The sequence below is a fragment of the Tabrizicola sp. genome (assembly GCF_022842145.1).
GTDB lineage: Bacteria > Pseudomonadota > Alphaproteobacteria > Rhodobacterales > Rhodobacteraceae > Tabrizicola.
The window spans coordinates 44133-63019 of record NZ_JALHQD010000008.1; the positions used below are offsets into that span (position 1 = coordinate 44133).

Annotated in this window: 16 protein-coding genes; 7 read left to right on the plus strand and 9 right to left on the minus strand. The window is 64.8% G+C overall.

The genetic code is table 11. The features are described 5' to 3' along the window. Positions 1 to 303: 303 nt before the first annotated feature. The gene (locus tag Q0C42_RS17105) at positions 304 to 1860 is read left to right on the plus strand and encodes a helicase HerA-like domain-containing protein (protein WP_295078690.1); all 1557 of its coding nucleotides are present in this window, start codon (positions 304 to 306) and stop codon (positions 1858 to 1860) included. Positions 1861 to 1922: 62 nt separating this feature from the next. Then, positions 1923 to 2606: a D-lyxose/D-mannose family sugar isomerase gene (locus Q0C42_RS17110; protein WP_295078693.1), complete on the plus strand. Its 684-nt coding sequence runs from the start codon at positions 1923 to 1925 to the stop codon at positions 2604 to 2606. Between the two features lie 60 nt (positions 2607 to 2666). Here the strand turns inward: Q0C42_RS17110 and Q0C42_RS17115 are convergent, their stop codons facing one another. From Q0C42_RS17115 to kynU, 4 genes are all read right to left on the minus strand, one after another. After that, on the minus strand, positions 2667 to 3620 hold the full coding sequence (locus Q0C42_RS17115) for a L,D-transpeptidase (protein WP_295078696.1): 954 nt from the start codon (positions 3618 to 3620) through the stop codon (positions 2667 to 2669). A 186-nt stretch (positions 3621 to 3806) separates the two neighbouring features. After that, positions 3807 to 4646, minus strand: a complete 840-nt coding sequence (kynA, locus tag Q0C42_RS17120; protein WP_295078699.1) for a tryptophan 2,3-dioxygenase — start codon at positions 4644 to 4646, stop codon at positions 3807 to 3809. A 125-nt stretch (positions 4647 to 4771) separates the two neighbouring features. Then, the gene (locus Q0C42_RS17125) at positions 4772 to 5983 is read right to left on the minus strand and encodes a cellulase family glycosylhydrolase (RefSeq protein ID WP_295078702.1); all 1212 of its coding nucleotides are present in this window, start codon (positions 5981 to 5983) and stop codon (positions 4772 to 4774) included. Positions 5984 to 5998: 15 nt separating this feature from the next. Continuing rightward, positions 5999 to 7195 carry a kynureninase gene (gene kynU, locus Q0C42_RS17130; RefSeq protein WP_295078705.1) on the minus strand — a complete coding sequence of 399 codons (1197 nt, stop codon included), beginning with the start codon at positions 7193 to 7195 and terminating at the stop codon, positions 5999 to 6001. A gap of 172 nt (positions 7196 to 7367) precedes the next feature. On the opposite strand from kynU, the gene Q0C42_RS17135 reads away from it, so the two are divergent. The 5 genes from Q0C42_RS17135 (at position 7368) to Q0C42_RS17155 (ending at position 12917) form a co-directional block, all read left to right on the plus strand. After that, positions 7368 to 7829 (plus strand): isoprenylcysteine carboxylmethyltransferase family protein, encoded by a 462-nt coding sequence (locus tag Q0C42_RS17135; protein ID WP_295078708.1) that lies wholly within the window; start codon positions 7368 to 7370, stop codon positions 7827 to 7829. A gap of 100 nt (positions 7830 to 7929) precedes the next feature. Further along, the gene (locus Q0C42_RS17140) at positions 7930 to 9504 is read left to right on the plus strand and encodes a Re/Si-specific NAD(P)(+) transhydrogenase subunit alpha (RefSeq protein ID WP_295078710.1); all 1575 of its coding nucleotides are present in this window, start codon (positions 7930 to 7932) and stop codon (positions 9502 to 9504) included. 10 nt (positions 9505 to 9514) lie between these two features. Next, a complete protein-coding gene (locus Q0C42_RS17145; protein WP_295078714.1) occupies positions 9515 to 10948 on the plus strand; it encodes an NAD(P)(+) transhydrogenase (Re/Si-specific) subunit beta in 1434 nt (477 codons plus the stop codon). 119 nt (positions 10949 to 11067) lie between these two features. Then, on the plus strand, positions 11068 to 11343 hold the full coding sequence (locus Q0C42_RS17150) for a hypothetical protein (protein ID WP_295078716.1): 276 nt from the start codon (positions 11068 to 11070) through the stop codon (positions 11341 to 11343). Between the two features lie 290 nt (positions 11344 to 11633). Beyond that, positions 11634 to 12917 (plus strand): DUF3422 family protein, encoded by a 1284-nt coding sequence (locus tag Q0C42_RS17155; RefSeq protein WP_295078718.1) that lies wholly within the window; start codon positions 11634 to 11636, stop codon positions 12915 to 12917. Between the two features lie 66 nt (positions 12918 to 12983). Here the strand turns inward: Q0C42_RS17155 and Q0C42_RS17160 are convergent, their stop codons facing one another. From Q0C42_RS17160 to Q0C42_RS17180, 5 genes are all read right to left on the minus strand, one after another. Beyond that, positions 12984 to 13922 (minus strand): ABC transporter permease, encoded by a 939-nt coding sequence (locus Q0C42_RS17160; protein ID WP_295078721.1) that lies wholly within the window; start codon positions 13920 to 13922, stop codon positions 12984 to 12986. Continuing rightward, a complete protein-coding gene (locus Q0C42_RS17165) occupies positions 13915 to 14922 on the minus strand; it encodes an ABC transporter permease (protein ID WP_295078724.1) in 1008 nt (335 codons plus the stop codon). The genes Q0C42_RS17160 and Q0C42_RS17165 overlap by 8 nt, the downstream gene beginning before the upstream one ends. Before the next feature lie 75 nt (positions 14923 to 14997). Beyond that, a complete protein-coding gene (locus Q0C42_RS17170) occupies positions 14998 to 16701 on the minus strand; it encodes a peptide ABC transporter substrate-binding protein (protein ID WP_295078728.1) in 1704 nt (567 codons plus the stop codon). Continuing rightward, on the minus strand, positions 16698 to 17744 hold the full coding sequence (locus Q0C42_RS17175) for an ABC transporter ATP-binding protein (RefSeq protein WP_295078731.1): 1047 nt from the start codon (positions 17742 to 17744) through the stop codon (positions 16698 to 16700). Before Q0C42_RS17175 ends, Q0C42_RS17170 begins: the two co-directional genes overlap by 4 nt. Next, complete coding sequence (locus Q0C42_RS17180) at positions 17737 to 18759, minus strand: ABC transporter ATP-binding protein (protein ID WP_295078735.1); 1023 nt, start codon at positions 18757 to 18759, stop codon at positions 17737 to 17739. The genes Q0C42_RS17175 and Q0C42_RS17180 overlap by 8 nt, the downstream gene beginning before the upstream one ends. Positions 18760 to 18887: the final 128 nt, after the last annotated feature.

The following is an 18887-nucleotide window of genomic DNA, read 5'->3' on the forward strand; positions in this document are numbered from 1 at the left end:
GACCGGCCCTTTTCGGATGTTGTTTTTTGCTCCCTGTCGGACTGGCCGACTTCATGGGAACGGACGCTACGGTGGAAACCGCAAGCCGTCAACGGGTTCTTTTGCGGAACAAGCTAGAAAAAAACCGCGCCTTTTCAAGGGCGCGGCCAGTCGACAGGGAGGAAGTCACCGCCAGCCCCGACCAAGTGCCGGGTCTGGCCAGATGAATCTGGCAGAATGAAGTTAACGATGTATGGTTGGACCCGTCGGTGTCACGGATGGTGGCGCGGGCGAGTTTCAACCAGAGGTTGTTAGGGGTCAGACGTGACGGAACAGACGATTGCAGCGGACAGCATTTTCGTGGGTGGCGGCGGCGAAGGCTATGCGGTGCCGCAACGGCTTTTGCTGAAGTACGGCAACCGGCACGGGCTGATTGCGGGCGCGACGGGCACCGGCAAGACGGTGACGCTGCAGATCCTGGCAGAAGGCTTTTCAGCCGCCGGGGTTCCGGTTTTCATGGCCGACGTGAAGGGCGACCTTGCGGGGATCGCGGCGTCGGGCTCGTCCGATCACAAGCTGCACGAAGCCTTCACCAAACGCTCGGCCCAGATCGGCCTTGAGTTGCAGTACCGCGCCTTTCCGGTGATCTTCTGGGACCTTTTCGGCGAGAAGGGCCATCCGGTGCGGGCGACGGTGGCGGAGATGGGTCCCTTGCTGCTGTCGCGGCTGCTGGAGCTGTCGGAGCCGCAGGAGGGCGTGCTGAACGTGGCGTTCCGGTTGTCGGACGAAGAAGAACTGCCGCTGCTGGATCTGAAGGATCTGCAGGCGCTTCTGACCTTCGTGGCCGAGAATGCCGAAGCGATTTCGGCGCGCTATGGGTTGGTGTCGAAGGAATCCGTGGGCGCGATCCAGCGGCGGCTTCTGGTGCTGGAGAACCAGGGCGGTGGCAACCTGTTTGGGGAGCCGGCGCTGGACCTTGCGGACCTGATGACGGTGGACGCATCGGGTGCGGGGCGGATCAGCATCCTGGCGGCGGACAAGCTGATGAACTCGCCCAGGCTTTATGCGACGTTCCTCTTGTGGCTTTTGTCCGAGCTCTTCGAGATGCTGCCCGAGGTGGGCGACCCCGACAAGCCGAAGCTCGTCTTCTTCTTCGACGAGGCGCACCTGCTGTTCGACGACGCCCCGAAGGCGCTGGTGTCGAAGGTGGAACAGGTGGCGCGGCTGATCCGGTCGAAGGGGGTGGGGGTCTATTTCATCACCCAAAACCCGGCGGACGTGCCGGACGATATCCTGGGGCAGCTGGGCAACCGGGTGCAGCACGCGCTGCGGGCCTTTACGGCGAAGGACCAGAAGGACCTGGCCAAGGCGTCCGAGACCTATCGGCCAAACCCGCGCTTCAAGATCGACGAGGCGATCCGCGATGTCGGCACCGGCGAGGCGGTGACTTCGCTTCTGGAGGCGAAGGGCATTCCGGGGATCGCCGAGCGGACGCTGGTGCGGCCACCGTCCAGCCAGTTGGGGCCGCTGGACGAGGCGACGCGGGCGGCGGTCATGGCGGGCTCTCCGGTCAAGGGGAAGTATGAGCAGGTACTGGACAGGGACAGCGCGTTCGAGAAGCTGCGTGCGCGGGCCGAGACGGCCGCGCGTGAGGCAGCCGATCTGGAAGAACGGCAGGTCGAAGAAAAGCGCGAGTTCGAACGCGCGCGGCGGTATGATGCGGACGGCTACGGTGCGGACAAGCGGAAGCGGACCAGCACGTCCGGCCGGTCGGATTCGATTGGCACCGCTTTCGCCAAAAGCTTTGCGCGGCAGTTGGGCACCAGGTCCGGCCAGGCGCTGGTGCGGGGCATCCTTGGTTCGATCTTCGGGAAACGGTAGCCGAAGCCCGTTGAGGCGGCTTCCGTAATCCCTATAGTGCCCGCAACCCGGGAGGAGACAGAATGAAACGGTCACGCATCAACGAGATCATGCGCGCGGCGGATGAGATGATCCGGCACTATGGCTTTGTGCTGCCGCCCTTTGCCAACTGGTCGCCGGCCGAGTTCAAGGCCCGGAAGGACGTGAGTGCCATCATCGAGGCGCGCTGTGGCTGGGATATCACCGACTATGGTCAGGGCAGGTACGACGAGATGGGCCTGTTCCTCTTCACCCTGCGCAACGGGCGGCTGGCCGACCTGCAGCGGGGGGGCGGCATGTGCTATGCCGAGAAGCTGCTGATTTCGCGTCAGGACCAGCTTTCGCCGATGCACACCCATGTCATCAAGGCCGAGGACATCATCAACCGCGGCGGTGCCACCCTGGTGATCGAGCTTTACGGCAGCGACGACAAAGGCAACTTCGCTTCGGACAAGGGCGGGATGGTGCGCTGCGACGGGATCGACACCCCCTACGGGCCGGGGACCAAGCTGAAGCTTGCACCCGGTGAAAGCGTGACGCTCATGCCGGGCGACTGGCACGCCTTCTGGGGTGAGGGCGGGGATGTGCTGATCGGCGAAGTCTCGACCGTGAACGACGACGTGACGGACAACGTCTTCCGCGAGCCCATCGGCCGCTTCGCCGACATCGACGAGGACGAAGCACCTTGGCACCTTCTGGTCAGCGATTACGACCGCTGGCTGAAGTGACGGCCCGGAAATGACGAAGGGGGTGCCGCTGGGCGCCCCCTTTTGCATTTCGACGTCGGATCAGTTCCCGGGCGGGCAGACGCCGTTGACCAGGGGAACCTTGCAGGCCGGTGCGGTTGCGGCCGAATCCGTTGCGGCCGGTGCGGTGGTGGTCGTGGCCGCCGGAGCCGGAGTTGCCTGAGCCACGGCTGGCGCGACGACTGGCGTGCCGACCGCAATCGACGGCGTTGGCAGCACCTTCAAGGCCGGGACGGCACCCGCAGGCACCACGACCGCAGCGGCTTCTTTCGGCTTGGCTGCAACTTTCGGGGCAGGTGGCTTCGGGATGTAGAGACCCTTAGGCATCTCGCCGGAGGCGGTCAGCACGATGACCTTCTCGCCCCCCTTGAGGCGGCCATAGAGGTCCATCACGTCCTGGTTGATCATCCGGATGCAGCCGGACGAGGCGTTGCGGCCGATCGACTGCCATTCCGGCGTCCCGTGGATGCGGTAGCCGTAATCCTTGCCGCCCGAGGTCAGATAGATCGCGCGGGCACCCAGGGGGTTGGTCGGACCACCGGGCTGGCCATTTTCCCATTTGGCAAGCTTGGGGTCGCGGGCGATCATTTCCTTCGGCGGGGTCCAGGTCGGCCAGGGCTTCTTCTCGGAGACGATGGCCTCGCCCGACCATTCAAACCCGGCGCGACCGACCGCGATGCCGTAGCGGATCGCCTTGTTCTTGCCCACGACGTAGTACAGCAGCCGCGTCTTCGGATTGATGATGATCGTGCCGGCGGGTTGGTCCGTCTCGTAGGCGACGACCTGACGGCGGTGGGTTTCGGGGATCTTTTCGACCGGCAGGGCGGGGATCGCGATGCCGGAGTCCATCGAAGCGACATAGACGTTCTCGCCCGGCTTCGGCATGCCTTGGGTCGAAGCGGTCGGTCCCGCGGCAGGATCGACGCAGGCGGCAAGAAGCGCGACGGCCAGAAGCGCCGGCGTCAGACGCAGAAAACGACGGGAAGTCTGCAGCATAAAAAGATCCACACCTTTTCGACCCATCGGCACAATGTCGCAGGTCCGTTCCCCCGCACGCTAACCGAGCGTCCCTTGCAGGTCAAACCACGCAGGGTTTTGAATCGGATCACGGACCTGTGAAAACTGCTGATTTCCAAGGCATAGTTGCCCGCGTGCCGCAGGTTTCGGCGCGCGGGCCTGTGGTCAGAGCGTGGTGCGCAAGGCCCAGAGTTCCGGAAAGAGTTCGACGTCCAGCATCCGGCGCAGATAGGAAACGCCGGACGTGCCTCCGGTGCCGCGTTTGATGCCGATGACCCGGGCGACGGTCGTCAGGTGGTTGAAGCGCCAGCGACGGAAGTAGTCCTCGAAATCCACCAGCTTCTCGGCCAGCTCATAGGCCTGCCAATGCGCGGTCGGGTCGCGGTAGACCGTCTCCCACACCGCCTGAACGCCGGGGTGAAGCGTCCAGGTTTGGCGCAGGTCGCGGGTCAGGACATCCTGCGGAACCGGAAGGCCTTGGCGGGCGAGGTGACGCAGGGCCTCGTCATAAAGTGTGGGCCGGGCGAGTTCGGCCTCCAGCCTGGACATGATGTCCGCGCGGTGGGCGTGGGGCTTCAGCATCGCGAGGTTGCGGTTTCCCACGGCGTATTCGACCAGCCGATATTGCCAGGACTGGAAGCCGGAGGATTGGCCCAGAGCCTCGCGGAAGGTGGTGTAGTCGGACGGGGTCATCGTGCGCAGCACGTCCCAAGCCGAGTTCAGCTGTTCGAAGATCCGCGATACGCGGGCGAGCATCTTGAAGGCTTCCTGCGCGCGGTCGGCGGCGATCATCCGGCGGGCGCCGTCCAGTTCGTGCAGCGCAAGACGCATCCAAAGCTCGGAGGTCTGGTGCTGGATGATGAACAGCATCTCGTCATGCGCGTCCGAGAGGGGCGTCTGTGCCCCAAGGATGCGGTCGATGTGGAGGTAGTCACCATAGGACATGCGGCCGTCGAAGGCCATTTGCGCGCCGTCTTCGGCGGGGTTGAAGGGGTAGGTGGTCATGGCGTGTCTCCGATGTGAAAGGGGTTTTCAGCGGGAGAGACGGGCCTTCCGGTTCAGGATCGACAGATTGCCCATGCGCCGCCATTGGGCGACCCAACCCGAGGGGCGGCACAAGGGCGGAAGCGTCAGTTGCCGCATGGCAGACCCAAGGCGGCGCAGGTTTCGGGGGCAAGTCGGCGCAGGGGATCGTCCGCGGGGGCGATACCCATGCCGCCGACATAGGTGAGCACGGCCCAAGGAATCCCGGCTTCTTCGGCCACGCTGCGCTTTTCGGACAGGAAGGCATGGAACCATTCCTGCGGCAGGCGGCGGTCGCCATCGGTATGGAGTGCGCCAAACTCGCCGAAGAACAGCTGTGACCGCGGGATGCCGTGCTGGTCGGCCCATTCGGCAGCGCGGTTCACGTCGTAGGCGGTGGCTTCGGCTGAAATCGCGCGGTAATCCGCAATCGCCTTCTCGATCATCTCGCGGTCAGCCTGGCCTTCCGCGGCCTCCATCCGGGCGATGGCGTCGGCCGCAACCCGGGCTGCGATCTCGTCGGTGACGTCCGAAGGCGGGTAGGGCAGGTCCCAGATGTATTTCGCGGGCGGTCCGGTCCAGCCGGCACCCTGGTGGGTGAAGAGGAAGGGCTCGTAGCTGTGGAAGGTCCAGAGCACATTGTCGTCGGGGATCATGGCCGGGTCCAGCGAAGCCAGCGCGTTGGCTTGGCTCCAGCAGGCGCCGGTCAGGACGATCGTCATGTCGGGCGCAGCCGCCCGCGCGGCGGCATGAGCCTCGGACTGCATGGCGGGCCAGCGGGCGGGGGTGTCGCCATAGACCGCGTCGCAATCGAAGGGGGGCTCGTTCAGCAGTTCCAGCGCGACGGTATCGGCGGGAAGGTCGCTCAGGCCTTCGGCGATGCGGCCGACAAGGGTCACGTAGTCGGGCCAATGGTCGCCGATGATGCTTTCGACGCCGCCAATGTCCTCACCGCGCGGGATGGGGTGCAGATCGACCACGACCTTGAGGCCCGCATCAAGCGCGGTCTCGGTCGCGATGCGGATGCCATCGATCAACCTGTCCTGCCGCTCGCCAGGGCCAAGTGCCACCAGCGGGCCGGGATCGATCGGCATGCGGACGAAGTCGAAGCCCTGCGCGAGCAGACTTTCATACATCGCCGGGGTCACGTCACGGCGGACGTCCGGATAGCTTTCCAGGTGCCGAGGATCGGTCAGCATGTCGCCGATGCTGGGCCATTCCAGCCAGAGGGTGGTGTTGACCCCCCTTTGCAGCGAGATCGGCTCGGCCTGAGCGGTGCCTGCCAGCAAGGCCAGCAGCGGAAGCGAAAGGCGCGGCATCGATCCTCCAGTCGGTCAGGTGACCCGGGCGCGCTGCTTGAACTCGGGCTTGTCCCAGCTGCCATACTCCATGATCTTCGCCAGCACGCTGACGGCCCGCGCAACATCGTCCTCGTCTATATAGAGAGGCGTGAAGCCGAAACGAAGGATGTCGGGGGCACGAAAATCACCGATCACGCCTTCGGCGATCAGGGCCTGCATGATGGCATAGCCTTCGGGGTGCCGGAACGAGACCTGGCTGCCGCGCATCTGGTGCGACCGGGGCGTGGCAAGTTGCAGCATTGGCGCGCGCAATTCGACGCCTTTGATGAACTGGTCCTGCAGGCGCAGGGACTGGGCGTGCACCTCGGCGAGGTCGACGCCATCCCAGACGTCGAGGGCGGCGTCGAGCGCGGCAATTTGCAACACCGGCGGCGTGCCGACGCGCATCCGCTCGATCCCGGCGCCGGGGCGGTAGGACAGGTCGAACGCGAAGGGAGATTCATGGCCGAGCCAGCCTGAAAGGGCCGGACGCGCCGTGTCGGCGTGGCGTGGGGCCACGTAGATGAAGGCTGGGCCGCCGGGGCCGGAATTCAGGTACTTGTAAGTGCAGCCGACCGCGAAATCGGCCTTTGCCGCGGCCAGGTCGACCGGAATCGCGCCGGCGCTGTGGGCAAGGTCCCAGATCGTGAGCGCCCCCATCTCATGTGCGCGGCGCGTGATGTCGGCCATGTGGTGACGGCGCCCGGTGCGGTAGTCGACCTCGGTGATCAGGGTCACGGCGATGGTGTCGTCGATCGCGGCCATCACCTCTTCAGGTGCCACGGTCTTCAGACGATACTGACCGCCCAAGGTGCGGCAAAGACCTTCGGCCATGTAAAGGTCCGAGGGAAAGTTGCCGGTGTCCGACAGGATCACGCGGCGCTTGGGGTTCATCTCCAGCGCCGAGGCAAGGGCCTGGTAGACCTTGATCGACAGCGTGTCGCCCAGGACGACGGTGCCGGGCGCGGCGCCGATCAGCTTGCCGATCCGGTCGCCTATGACCGCGGGTTGCGCCATCCAGCCGGCCTTGTTCCAGCCGCGGATCAGAAGTTCGGCCCACTCGTCCTTCATGGCGCGGTCGATGCGTGCGGGTGCGGACTTCACCATCGGGCCAAGCGAGTTCCCATCCAGGTAGATGATGCCCTCGGGCAAGTGGAACAGGGCCTTGGTGGCGGCAAAGTCGATGGGCATGAACGGGTCCTTCCGGGTTTGTCCGGTTATGGGGGCGAGAGCGAGAAATTTCAAGCTTGAACTATTGGCGCCAGGCCCTGTGCCGAAAGCGGCGCTTGAGGCGCAAAGGGCGACAGCTGCCCTTGCGGCAGCCTGACCCAGCGTCTAGACCCAAGGGAAAAGGAGCCCGCCCGTGCCTCGGATCCTGCGCGAAATCGACATTCCTCCCACCTGGCTTGCCCTGCACATCGGCGCGGCCTGGGTGATGTCGCTCGTCTCGCCGCCGGTATTCGGGGCCTGGGGCGCGGTGCTGGGGCCCGGGCTTGTCGGGCTTGGAGTGCTGGTGATGGCGGCGGCGGCGCTGCAGATGATGCAGGCGCGGACGACGGTGATCCCGCGGCGGAACCCCTCGGCCCTGGTGACGGGCGGGGTTTTTGCCTGGTCACGGAACCCGATCTACCTGGCCGATGCAGTAATCCTGTTGGGGGCGATCCTGTGGCTGGATGTGGCACTGGGCCTGCCGCTGGTCGCCAGCTTCATCTCGCTGATCCAGGTCCGTTTCATCCGCGATGAGGAGGCGCGCCTGACCGAGGCGTTCGGGCCGGAGTTCGACCTGTGGGCTGCCCGCACAAGGCGTTGGCTCGGGAGAAGGTGACGTGGTGGCCGGGCCGAAAAGTGGGGTTTGAAATAATGTTGCGCAATGCTATGTGCGTCGGGTCAGTTTATGACCGCGCAGGCAAGATCGGGGGACGCGAGTGAAGATAGGCGCTTTGACAGAGGTTTTTCCGGGTGAAAACCGGGTTGCGATGACGCCGGATTCGGCCACGCAACTGGCGAAGCTGGGGCATTCTTCGGTGATCCAGTCCGGTGCGGGCGCGAAGGCCGGGTTCTCGGACGCGGCTTATGCGGCGGCCGGGGTCGAGGTGCTGGCCGATGCGGCCTCGGTGGTCGCGGCGGCGGACGTGATCGTCAAGGTGCGCGGACCGGATGCGGCCGAACTGGCTAAGCTGCAGAACGGCCAGACGCTGATCAGCTTCTTCTGGCCGGCGCAGAATGCCGAGCTTTTGGAAGCCGCCGCGAAGAAGAACCTCACCATCGTCGCGATGGACATGGTGCCGCGGATCAGCCGTGCGCAGAAGATGGACGCGCTGTCGTCGATGGCGAACATCGCCGGGTATCGGGCGGTAATGGAGGCCGGGAACAACTTCGGTCGCTTCTTCACCGGGCAGGTGACGGCGGCGGGCAAGGTGCCCCCGGCAAAGGTGCTGGTGGTGGGTGCGGGCGTCGCGGGTCTGGCGGCGGTCGGCACGGCCACGTCGCTGGGTGCCATCGTCCACGCCTTCGACGTGCGCCCCGAGGTCGCCGAGCAGATTGAATCGATGGGGGCGAACTTCGTCTTCCTCGACTTTGCCGAACAGCAGACCGACGGAGCGGCGACGGGCGGCTACGCAGCACCCTCTTCGCCCGAATTCCGCGAGGCACAGCTGAAGAAATTCCGCGAGCTTGCTCCGGAGATGGACATCGTCATCACCACCGCCCTGATCCCCGGGCGCCCGGCTCCGAAGCTGTGGACCGAGGATATGGTCAAGATGATGAAGCCGGGGTCGGTCATCGTCGACCTCGCGGCGGAACGCGGCGGCAACTGCGACCTGACGGTGCCGGACCAGAAGATCGTCAGCGACAATGGCGTGACCATCGTCGGCTACACCGACTTCCCCAGCCGGATGGCCGCGCAGGCCTCGACGCTGTATTCGACCAACATCCGCCACATGCTGACCGACCTTACGCCGAAGAAGGATGGGGTTATCGCGCACAACATGGAAGACGATGTCATCCGTGGAGCGACGGCGGCGCATATGGGGGCGGTGACCTATCCGCCACCTCCGCCGAAGATTGCAGCCATCGCGGCGGCGAAGCCGAAACCGAAGGCGGTCGAACTGACACCGGTGGAGCGGCGCGCGCAGGAAGTGGCGGCCTTCAAGGCGCAGACGCGCAATCAGGTCGGACTTCTGGCCATTGGTGGCGGGTTGATGCTGCTGGCGGGGCTGTACGCTCCCGCAAGTTTCATGAGCCACTTCATCGTCTTCGTGCTGGCGGTCTTCGTCGGCTTCCAGGTGATCTGGAACGTCTCGCACTCTCTGCACACGCCGCTGATGGCGGTGACGAACGCGATTTCGTCGATCATCATCCTTGGCGCGCTGATGCAGATCGGGTCGGGGTCGTTCCTGGTGATCATCCTCGCGGCGCTGTCGGTCTTCATGGCCGGGATCAACATTTTCGGTGGCTTCATGGTCACTCGGCGCATGCTTGCCATGTTCCAGAAGTCGTAAGGGGGCAGACATGGCATATGGATTCACCACGGCTGCCTACGTTGTTGCGGCAGTTCTGTTCATCCTCTCTCTGGGGGGGCTTTCGGGCCAGGAAAGCGCCAAGCGCGCGGTCTGGTACGGGATCGTCGGCATGGCCCTTGCCGTGGCCGCGACCATCTACGGACCCGGCTTCGGCCTTTGGTGGCTGTCGCTGGCGCTGATCGCGGGCGGCGGAGCCATCGGCTGGATCGTCGCACAGCGCGTCCAGATGACCGAGATGCCGCAGCTTGTGGCCGCGATGCACTCGCTTGTCGGTCTTGCGGCGGTCTTCATCGGCTTCAACACGCATATCGAGATGGTGCGGGTGGCCGCAATGGACGAGGCGGCGCGGGCTGCCCTGACCGGCTTTGCGGCAACCATCGCGCACAAGACCGGGGTCGAGATCACCATCCTGCGGGTCGAGACCTTCCTTGGCATCTTCATTGGCGCGGTGACCTTCACCGGCTCGGTCATTGCTTATGGCAAGCTGGCCGGGAAAGTGGATGGCAAGGCGAAGAAGCTGCCGGGCGGGCATGTGCTGAACGCCACGGCGGCGATCATCTCGCTGGTGCTGCTGGTCATGTACCTGCAGTCCGGAAGCTCGCTGGCGCTGATCGGGATGACCTTGGCGGCGCTCTTCATCGGGTACCACCTAATCATGGGGATCGGCGGGGCGGACATGCCGGTCGTGGTCTCGATGCTGAACAGCTATTCCGGCTGGGCTGCGGCGGCGATCGGCTTCTCGCTGTCCAATGACCTTCTGATCGTCGTCGGTGCGCTGGTTGGCTCCTCGGGTGCGATCCTGAGCTACATCATGTGCAAGGCGATGAACCGGTCGTTCATCAGCGTCATCCTGGGCGGCTTCGGCGGCACCACGGGGCCGGCGATGGAAGTGACGGGCGAGCAGATCGCCATCGATGCCGAGGGTGTCGCGGCGGCGCTGAACGATGCGGATTCGATCATCATCATTCCGGGCTACGGGATGGCGGTGGCGCAGGCGCAGCAATCGGTGTCCGAGCTGACCCGGAAGCTGCGCGCCAAGGGCAAGAACGTCCGCTTCGCGATCCACCCTGTTGCGGGTCGTCTTCCGGGGCACATGAACGTGCTGCTGGCCGAGGCGAAGGTGCCCTACGACATCGTGCTGGAAATGGACGAGATCAACGAGGACTTCCCGGAAACCGATGTTGCCATCGTCATCGGGTCGAACGACATCGTGAACCCGGCCGCGCAGGAAGACCCCAACAGCCCCATCGCGGGGATGCCGGTGCTGGAGTGCTGGAAGGCCAAGCAGGTGTTTGTCTCGAAGCGTGGGCAGGGGACGGGGTATTCGGGGATCGAGAACCCGCTCTTCTACAAGGAGAACACCCGGATGTTCTATGGCGACGCGAAGAAGTCGCTCGACAGCCTGTTGCCGATGATCGAGTGAACTGACGCCATCTGAAGGTATGGAAAGGCCGCCTTGTGGCGGCCTTTTCGATTCGGGGGCGACGGAATGGGTCCGGGGGGCCGTGAGGACTGCATCGCAACCAAGGAAAGGAGTTCGCGATGCAGGGACTCATGGGACGGGCCGTGGCTGTGGCCGCGGTGGTGATGCTGGCCTCGCCGGTCATGGCGAAGGGCGAGCGGGTGGATGCGGTCGAGGACCGGATCGACCGGGCGGAGAATGTCCGGGATGAGGCGGTGGACCGAGGGCGGCTGGATCTGGCCGAGGACCGGGCTGACACGCTGGAAGATCAGTTCGACGACCAGGGCTACGAGATCAGCAACCGGGTCGACCGGCACGAACGGCGGACCTGGCGGCGGATCCTGCGCGGGAACTGAAAGGTAGGGTGGGCGGTATCGCCCACCCTACTTTGCCGGTATGTGTCCACGGTGGACAAAGTCTGGATGCCATTGAGTATCAAGGACTTGGTCGCGGACGTTAGGGATGCCTTAAGACATTTCCGGGTCCAGCACGGCGGGATTGCGAAATCGCCGCTTTGCGGGGCGGAGCGCGCCTTGAAGATCGGCGATTGGGCAACACCTGTGCAGCATACCCTTGTATTCCGGTATTCTTCTGGAACCTTCTCAGTCCGCGCCCTACCTCTCGGCCTTGAAGCCGTTCGAGGACAATGATGCCGATCCCTGACCACCCGCTGCGCTATGCCACCGTGAACGAGCTGCATGCCCGGCCGTTTCCGTCGCTGGAGGTGCCTTCGACCGCGGTCTATGTGGCAATCAAGGAGCCGTTACAGGCGCAGAACCGGGACCGGGGCAAGGACCTGACGCATCTTCTGTCACTGCTCGACCGCCACGCCAGCGCGCATCCGCAACCGGGGGCGACGCATTTCCAGGGGCCGATCGGGCGGGCCGAGGTGAAGTGGGAGAGCCACACCGAGTTTGTCACTTACACGGCCTTCACCAAGGGGCTATCGGCGCGGCCTTTCGATCCGGCCGAGGCAGAAGTGTTGCCCGAGGACTGGATGGCCGAGGCGCCCGGCAAGCGGCTGACATCGGTCCTGATCCGGATCGAGGCGATGCCGGCCTCGGAGGATGAGCGTCTGCGGCGGGTGGACGAGTGGTTCGTCCCCGAGAGCCTTGCGGTCAGCCGGGTCGTCGATGGGGCGGCGGTGGTGGCGGGGGATTTCCGGATCGATCCGGCGGGGCACATGCGGTTTGCGGTCTTCGTGGCCCCCGGCACTGGGCCACGCAGAGTGGGGCGGATCGTGCAGCGGCTGTGCGAGATCGAGACCTACCGGGCGATGTCGATGCTGGGCCTCATGCGGTCGCGCGACCTGTCGGGGCGGCTGAATGCGCTGGACCCGAAGCTGTCGGCGCTGGTCTCCGGTCTCGACAATGCCGAGCCCGCGCCGGAAGTGGCGCTGCACAACCTGCTGACGATCTCGGCGGAACTGGAAAGCCTGGCGGTGCAGTTTTCCTTCCGCTTCGGGGCGACGGCGGCCTATGAGGCGATTGTCAGCCAGCGGATCGAGGTGCTGCGTGAACAGCGCATCGAGGGGCGGCAGACCTTTGGCGAATTCATGATGCGCCGCTATGATCCGGCGATGCGGACGGTGAAATCGGCGGAAAGCCGGTTGGCCGCGATGGCGGAGCGGGCGGAGCGCGCGGCGGAACTGTTGCGCACACGGGTGGACGTCGAGCGGTCGGCGCAGAACCAGAAGCTATTGAAGAGCATGGACGAGCGCGCGGACCTGCAACTGCGGCTGCAGCGCACGGTCGAGGGACTATCGACCGTGGCGATCAGCTATTATGCCGTGAACCTAGCGGCATATTTCCTGGAGCCCGCGGCGCATGCCTTGCACATCAGCCACGGGGTGCTTCTGGCCGGGTTGGTGCCGGTGGTGGTGCTGGGCGTCTGGCTGATGGTCCGGCGTATCCGGAAATCACTGCACTAGGGGCGGCTCCTCGTGCGCCTTCGGCTTCTCGTCGCGAGCGAGGAGCGCCGAAGGTTCGGATGAGCGTTACCGGCCGCGGATGCGGGGGTCGAGGGCGTCGCGCAACCCGTCGCCGATGTAGTTCACCGACAGCACCGTCAGCGAGATGGCCAGGCCGGGCCAGACCACGCGTTCCGGGTAGACCTGCATGTATTGCAGCCCGTCAAAGAGGAGGCGGCCCCAGGTCGGGAAGTCGGGCGGGAAGCCCAGGCCGAGGAACGACAGGACGGATTCGGTGATGATCGCCTCGGCCACACCAAGGGTGGCGGCGACCATGACGGGTGAAATCACGTTCGGCAGGATGTGGCGGCGGATGATCCGATGCGGTCGCGCGCCGATGGAGCGGGCGGCCAGCACGTATTCGCGTTCCTTCAGGGTCAGCACCTCGCCCCGGACGATGCGGGCGGTGGCCATCCAGGAGGTGATGCCGATGGCAAACACGATGAGGAGGAAGGCACCGAGTTCCGGACCAATCATTCCCGCGATCTTGTCGCGGAACAGCATCACCATCACGAGAAGAAGCGGGATCAGCGGCAGCGCCAGGAACATGTCGGTAAGCCGCATCAAGGGTCCGTCGAGGCGGCGGAAGTAGCCGGCAAGGATGCCGATCAGGGTGCCGAAGACGATGGCGATCAGCATTGCCACCAGTCCCACGGCCAGCGAGACGCGGCCCGCGAGCAGCATCCGGGCCAGCATGTCGCGGCCCAACTGGTCGGTGCCCAGCGGAAAGCGCCAGCTTGGCCCCTGGTTCTTCAGCTTGATCGCCTCGGCCACCGTCAGCTTTTCAGGAATCCAGATGTACGGGCCGATCATCACCGCAATGATCAGGAAACCCAGCACGATCAGCCCGAACAAGGCCCCCTTGTGCGTGCGGAACTGCTGCCAGATGTCGCGGGCGGCGCTGGCGGGCTTGGGCGGCGCCGATGCTGGTGCCGACGTCGGGGGCGGCGTTGGCGCGTCAGTCATAGCGGATCCGGGGGTCAAGGAAGCCGTAAAGGATATCGGCGATCAGGTTGAAGAGAACGATTAGCACGGCGAAGATGAAGGCCAGCGTCTGGACCATCGGCAGGTCGGAGGCGTGGATCGCACCGATGAGTGCGGCGCCAATGCCGTTCACGCCGAAGAGGTTCTCGGTGATGATGGCGCCGCCGAAGATCGAGGGGATGCCAAGCGCGATCACGGTGACGACGGGGATCAGCGAATTGCGCAGGACGTGTTTCAGGACCACGGTGCGTTCGGTCATGCCCTTGGCGCGGGCGGTGCGGACATAGTCCATCGTCATGTTGTCAAGCATGGACGAGCGCATGTAGCGGCTGATCGCGGCGGCATTGGCGAGGCCAAGCGTCATGACGGGCAGGGCCATCTGGCGGATCTGTTCCCAGAAGGTGTCCCAATCCACCACCTCGAGCTGGGTATCGTACTTGGTGGGGAACCAGCCCAGCCAGACCGCGAAGATGATGATGAAGAGCGTGCCGGAGAAGAAGGTCGGGACGGAAAAGCCGATCATCGCGAAGAGCGTGCCGCCTTGATCGAAAAGCGAATACTGACGGTAGGCCGAGTAGATGCCGATGGGGAGTGCGATCAGGACGCCGACAAGATAGGCGGTGCCGATCACGGTCAGGGTCTGCGGCAGGCGCTGGCCGATGATGGTGAAGACGGGGCTGCGGGATTGCCAGGAGAGGATGCGCTGCTCGCCTTCCGAAAGGGTGGTGCCGAACCAGCTGTCGAACAGATAGGCGGGTTCCACCCAGAAGAACTGGCGCAGCCAGAGGACATAGCGGACGAAGACCGGCTGATCGGCGCCAAGCGCCTCGATCATCTTCTGGCGAACGTCGGGCGGGACGGTCAGTGGAATGTCGGACATCGGCGAGCCGGGAGCAAGATCGACCAGCAGGAAGATCACCAGGCTGATGACCAGCAAAGTGGGAATGGCCAGCAGAAGCCTGCGAAGCGTGAAGGTGAGCATGCGGCTGTCGCCTTGGGGAACGGGGGTACGAAGGAAGCTGCGGGGCCGGATCGGTCCGGCCCCGCAAGGATCAGGTTACTTCACGCGGAACCAGTCCGCGACGTTCCAGGTTTCCATGTCCCAGGCGTTGATCTGCACGCCACCGAGGGTGTTGGAATGCGCCGAGAGCGTGCCGCGGTGGACCAGCGGAACGACGACCATGGAGTCCTTCGTCACCATGTCGTTCAGTTTCTTGGCGATCTCCTGCCGCTTGGCGATATCGGTCGTCTGGGTCAGCTCGGCATGCAGAGCGTCATAGGCCGGATCGCAGAAGCGGTTGATGTTCTCGCCCTGCCACTGGGTTTCTGGCGAGGGAGCGTTCTTGCACTGGTACTGGCCCAGATAGGTCTCTGGATCAGGGTTGTCGGAGTTGTTGGCGTACATCTCGACGTCGGCGTAGAACTTCTGGAACGTGTCGGGCGAGCCAGCGTCACCGCCGAAGAAGACGCCCGGGTCGATGGCCTTGAGTTCGACCTCGGCGCCCAGCTCGGTCCACCAATCCTTGATCAGCGCCTGGAAGTCCTGGCGGATCGGGTTGACGGTGGTCTGATACAGGATCGACAGTTTCTTGCCGTCCTTGTCGCGGATGCCGTCACCGTCGCTGTCGGTCCAACCCGCTTCTTCCAGAAGCGCCTTTGCGCCTTCCATGTCCTGCGTGAGACAGGCGGGGTTGTCCGACGCCCAGGCTTCCGGCCCGGGGATGATGTTGCAGGTCGGCTTGCCGCCGGCGCCGTAGCCGACTTCGACTAGGATCGAGCGGTCGATGGCCTTGGACAGGGCCGTGCGCACCTTGATGTCCGACAGGATCGGGTGCGGGTGCTTGACGGTGGCGCGTTCGCCTTCCGGCAGGTCAGCCGACGGGTCGGTCATGTTCATCTCGATCCGCTCGACGAGCGTGCCGAAAGCGACGACGAACTGGCCCTTGCCGGCGGCGGCCATTGCTGCCTGGCTATCCGGCGGGATCTGGGTGTTCCAGGCGTAGTCGAATTCGCCCGTCTCCATCACCGCGCGCGCCGAACCTTCGGCATCGCCACCGCCCTTGATCACCGCGGTCGCGAAGGCCGGCTTGGCCGGATCACGGTAGTTCGGGTTCGCGGTCATCGATACGGTGTCGTTGACGGTGAAGCCGGTGACCATGAAGGGGCCGGTGCCGATCGGCATGTTGTTCGCATCGGTGCAAGTCGGAGCAGCCGCGCCGAGGCAAGCCTCGAACTGCGCTTTCTGCAGAAGCGGCGACAGGCCGCTGACAAAAGCGGTGTAGGGGTTCGGCTTGGGCGCCGCGAAGGTCACCTTGATGGTCGACGGATCCACCGCTTCGACCGAGGCGACGCCTTCGTACTTGGTCGCCTGGCTGCAGCCGCCTTCCGGATGGGTGCAATACTGCCAGGTGAAGACCGCATCATCGGCGGTGACGGGGGTGCCGTCGGACCACAGCAGGCCCGGCTGCAGTTTCCAGGTAATCGAGGTCATGTCGGCCGACACGCCGCCATTTTCCATCGTCGGGATTTCAACGGCCAGACGCGGGACCAGGACGCCATCCGGATCGACGACGGCCAGCGGCTCCAGGATCATCGCCGCGGCCAGGATGTCCTTGGTCCCGCCCGATAGGTAGGGGTTCACGATGGACACGGCTTGCGGGAAGGTGAGCTTCACTTCACCATCGGCCCCGCGTTCGGCGAAGGCGGCGGGGGCGATCCCCAGCGCGGCCACTGCGCCCAGAAGGGCGGCTCTCATCTTCATTGGTCTTCTCCTTGTTGGTTACGCTCGTTGGCCTCGGATGCGCCGGTTGATCCGGCGGCGGTATATAGGTGGCAGGCGACCAGGCGGCCGGGCTCGACCTCCAGCAGGTCGGGCTTCACGGTGCGGCAAATGTCCATGACCTTCGGGCAGCGCGTGCAGAAGTTGCAGCCCTTGGGCGGGTTCGCGGGCGAAGGGACATCGCCTTTCAGGATGATGCGGTTGCGACGCGCAGCAAGCTCGGGGTCGGGTTCGTTGACGGCAGAGAGAAGCGCCTCGGCGTAAGGATGCAGCGGGCGGGCATAAAGGTCCTTGGACGGCGACAGTTCCGCAATGCGGCCGAGGTACATGACAGCGACGCGCTGCGCGAGGTGGCGGACCATCGAAAGGTCGTGGCTGATGAAAAGGTAGGTCAGGCCCAGCTTTTCCTGCAGGTCTTCCAGCAGGTTGACGACCTGCGCCTGGATCGACACGTCCAGCGCGGCGATCGGTTCGTCGCAGACGATGAAGCGCGGTTTCAGGGCCAAGGCGCGGGCGATGCCGATGCGCTGGCGCTGGCCGCCGGAAAATTCATGCGGGAAGCGGTTCACGAAGCGCCGGTTGAGGCCGACCTGATCCATCAGTTCGTAGACGCGTTCCAGTTTCTGGTCGCGGGTCCAGTTCGTGTGTTCTTCCAGCGGTTCGCTGACGATCTCGGCCAGCGTCATCCGCGGGTTCAGGCTGGCCTGCGGGTCCTGAAAGACCATCTGCATGGTCGGGCGCTTTTTGCGCAGCGCCTCGGCCGTGAGGGTGGCGACGTCGTCGCCGTCGATCACCACGCGCCCGGCGGTGGGTTCGTAAAGCCGCAGCATGGCACGCCCGACAGTGGACTTGCCGCAACCGGATTCGCCGACCAGCCCCAGGGTCTGGCCGGCAGTAATGTCGAAGGACACGCCGTCCACTGCCTTGACGTCGCCGGTGTGCCTCCGAAACAGCCCGGTGTAGATCGGGAAGTGCATCTTCAGGTCCTGGACCTGCACCAGGGGTGTGGGAGCTGCGTCAAGCATGGGCGGGCTCCTGCCGGGCAGGGGCGACCCAGTGGCATGCGACGTCGTGGCCCTGGCCGACGGGCTGGCCGTCGATAGCGCGGCGGGAAGGGTTCACCGCATCGCAGGTGTCGAAGCGGTGCTCGCAGCGGGCGCGGAAGGGGCAGGCCGTCAGCGGGCCGGTCAGGATCGGCGGTTGGCCCTCGATCACCCGCAGCCGCGTGGTGCGCGGGCCGGTGATGCGCGGGATCGTCTGCAGCAGCGCGCGGGTATAGGGATGCTGCGGGTTGGCGAAAAGCTCGCGCACGGGGGCGTGCTCGACGACCTGACCGCCGTACATGACCATGACCCGGTCGGCGATGCCCGCGATGACGCCAAGGTCGTGGGTGATCCAGATGATCGCCATGCCAAGCTTGCGGCGCAGTTCCTTGACCAGTTCCAGGATCTGCGCCTGGATGGTCACGTCGAGCGCGGTCGTGGGTTCATCGGCGATGAGAACGTCAGGGTCGCAGGCCAGCGCGATGGCGATCATCACGCGCTGACGCATTCCGCCGGAGAACTGGTGCGGATACTGGTAAAGCCGGTTCCGCGCATCCGAGATGCCGACCAGATCCAAGAGCTCGACCGCGCGGGTCTCGGCCTCGGACCGCGACATCCGCATGTGCTTCATCAGCGGCTCCATGATCTGGTTGCCCAGAGTGAAGACCGGGTTGAGGCTGGTCATCGGGTCCTGGAAGACGAAGCCGACCTTGGCGCCGCGGACGGACCGCAGTTCCTCGTCCGACATTGCCAAGAGGTCGCGGCCGTTCAGAAGCGCCTTGCCGCCGCGAATATCGGCCGGAGGGGAGGGCAGAAGTCGCAGCAGCGACATCATCGTCACGGACTTGCCCGAACCGCTTTCCCCCACGACGCCCAAGAGCTCACCCGGCTTGAGATGGAAGCTCACGTCATTCACGGCGTGGATTTCACCACCGCGGGTGCGGAACACGGTCTTGAGGTCCCTGACATCAAGGACGGACGCGGCCGGTTCGGCCATTCAGTTCTCCCCGCGACGGTCTAGTTATTGTTATTATTGGCTGAATTTTCAACCTTACGGCTTTGTACCGCTATCTTGTGGTCAACTCTTTACGATTCTTGGACTTCTATCAATCCCGATTTGCGGCG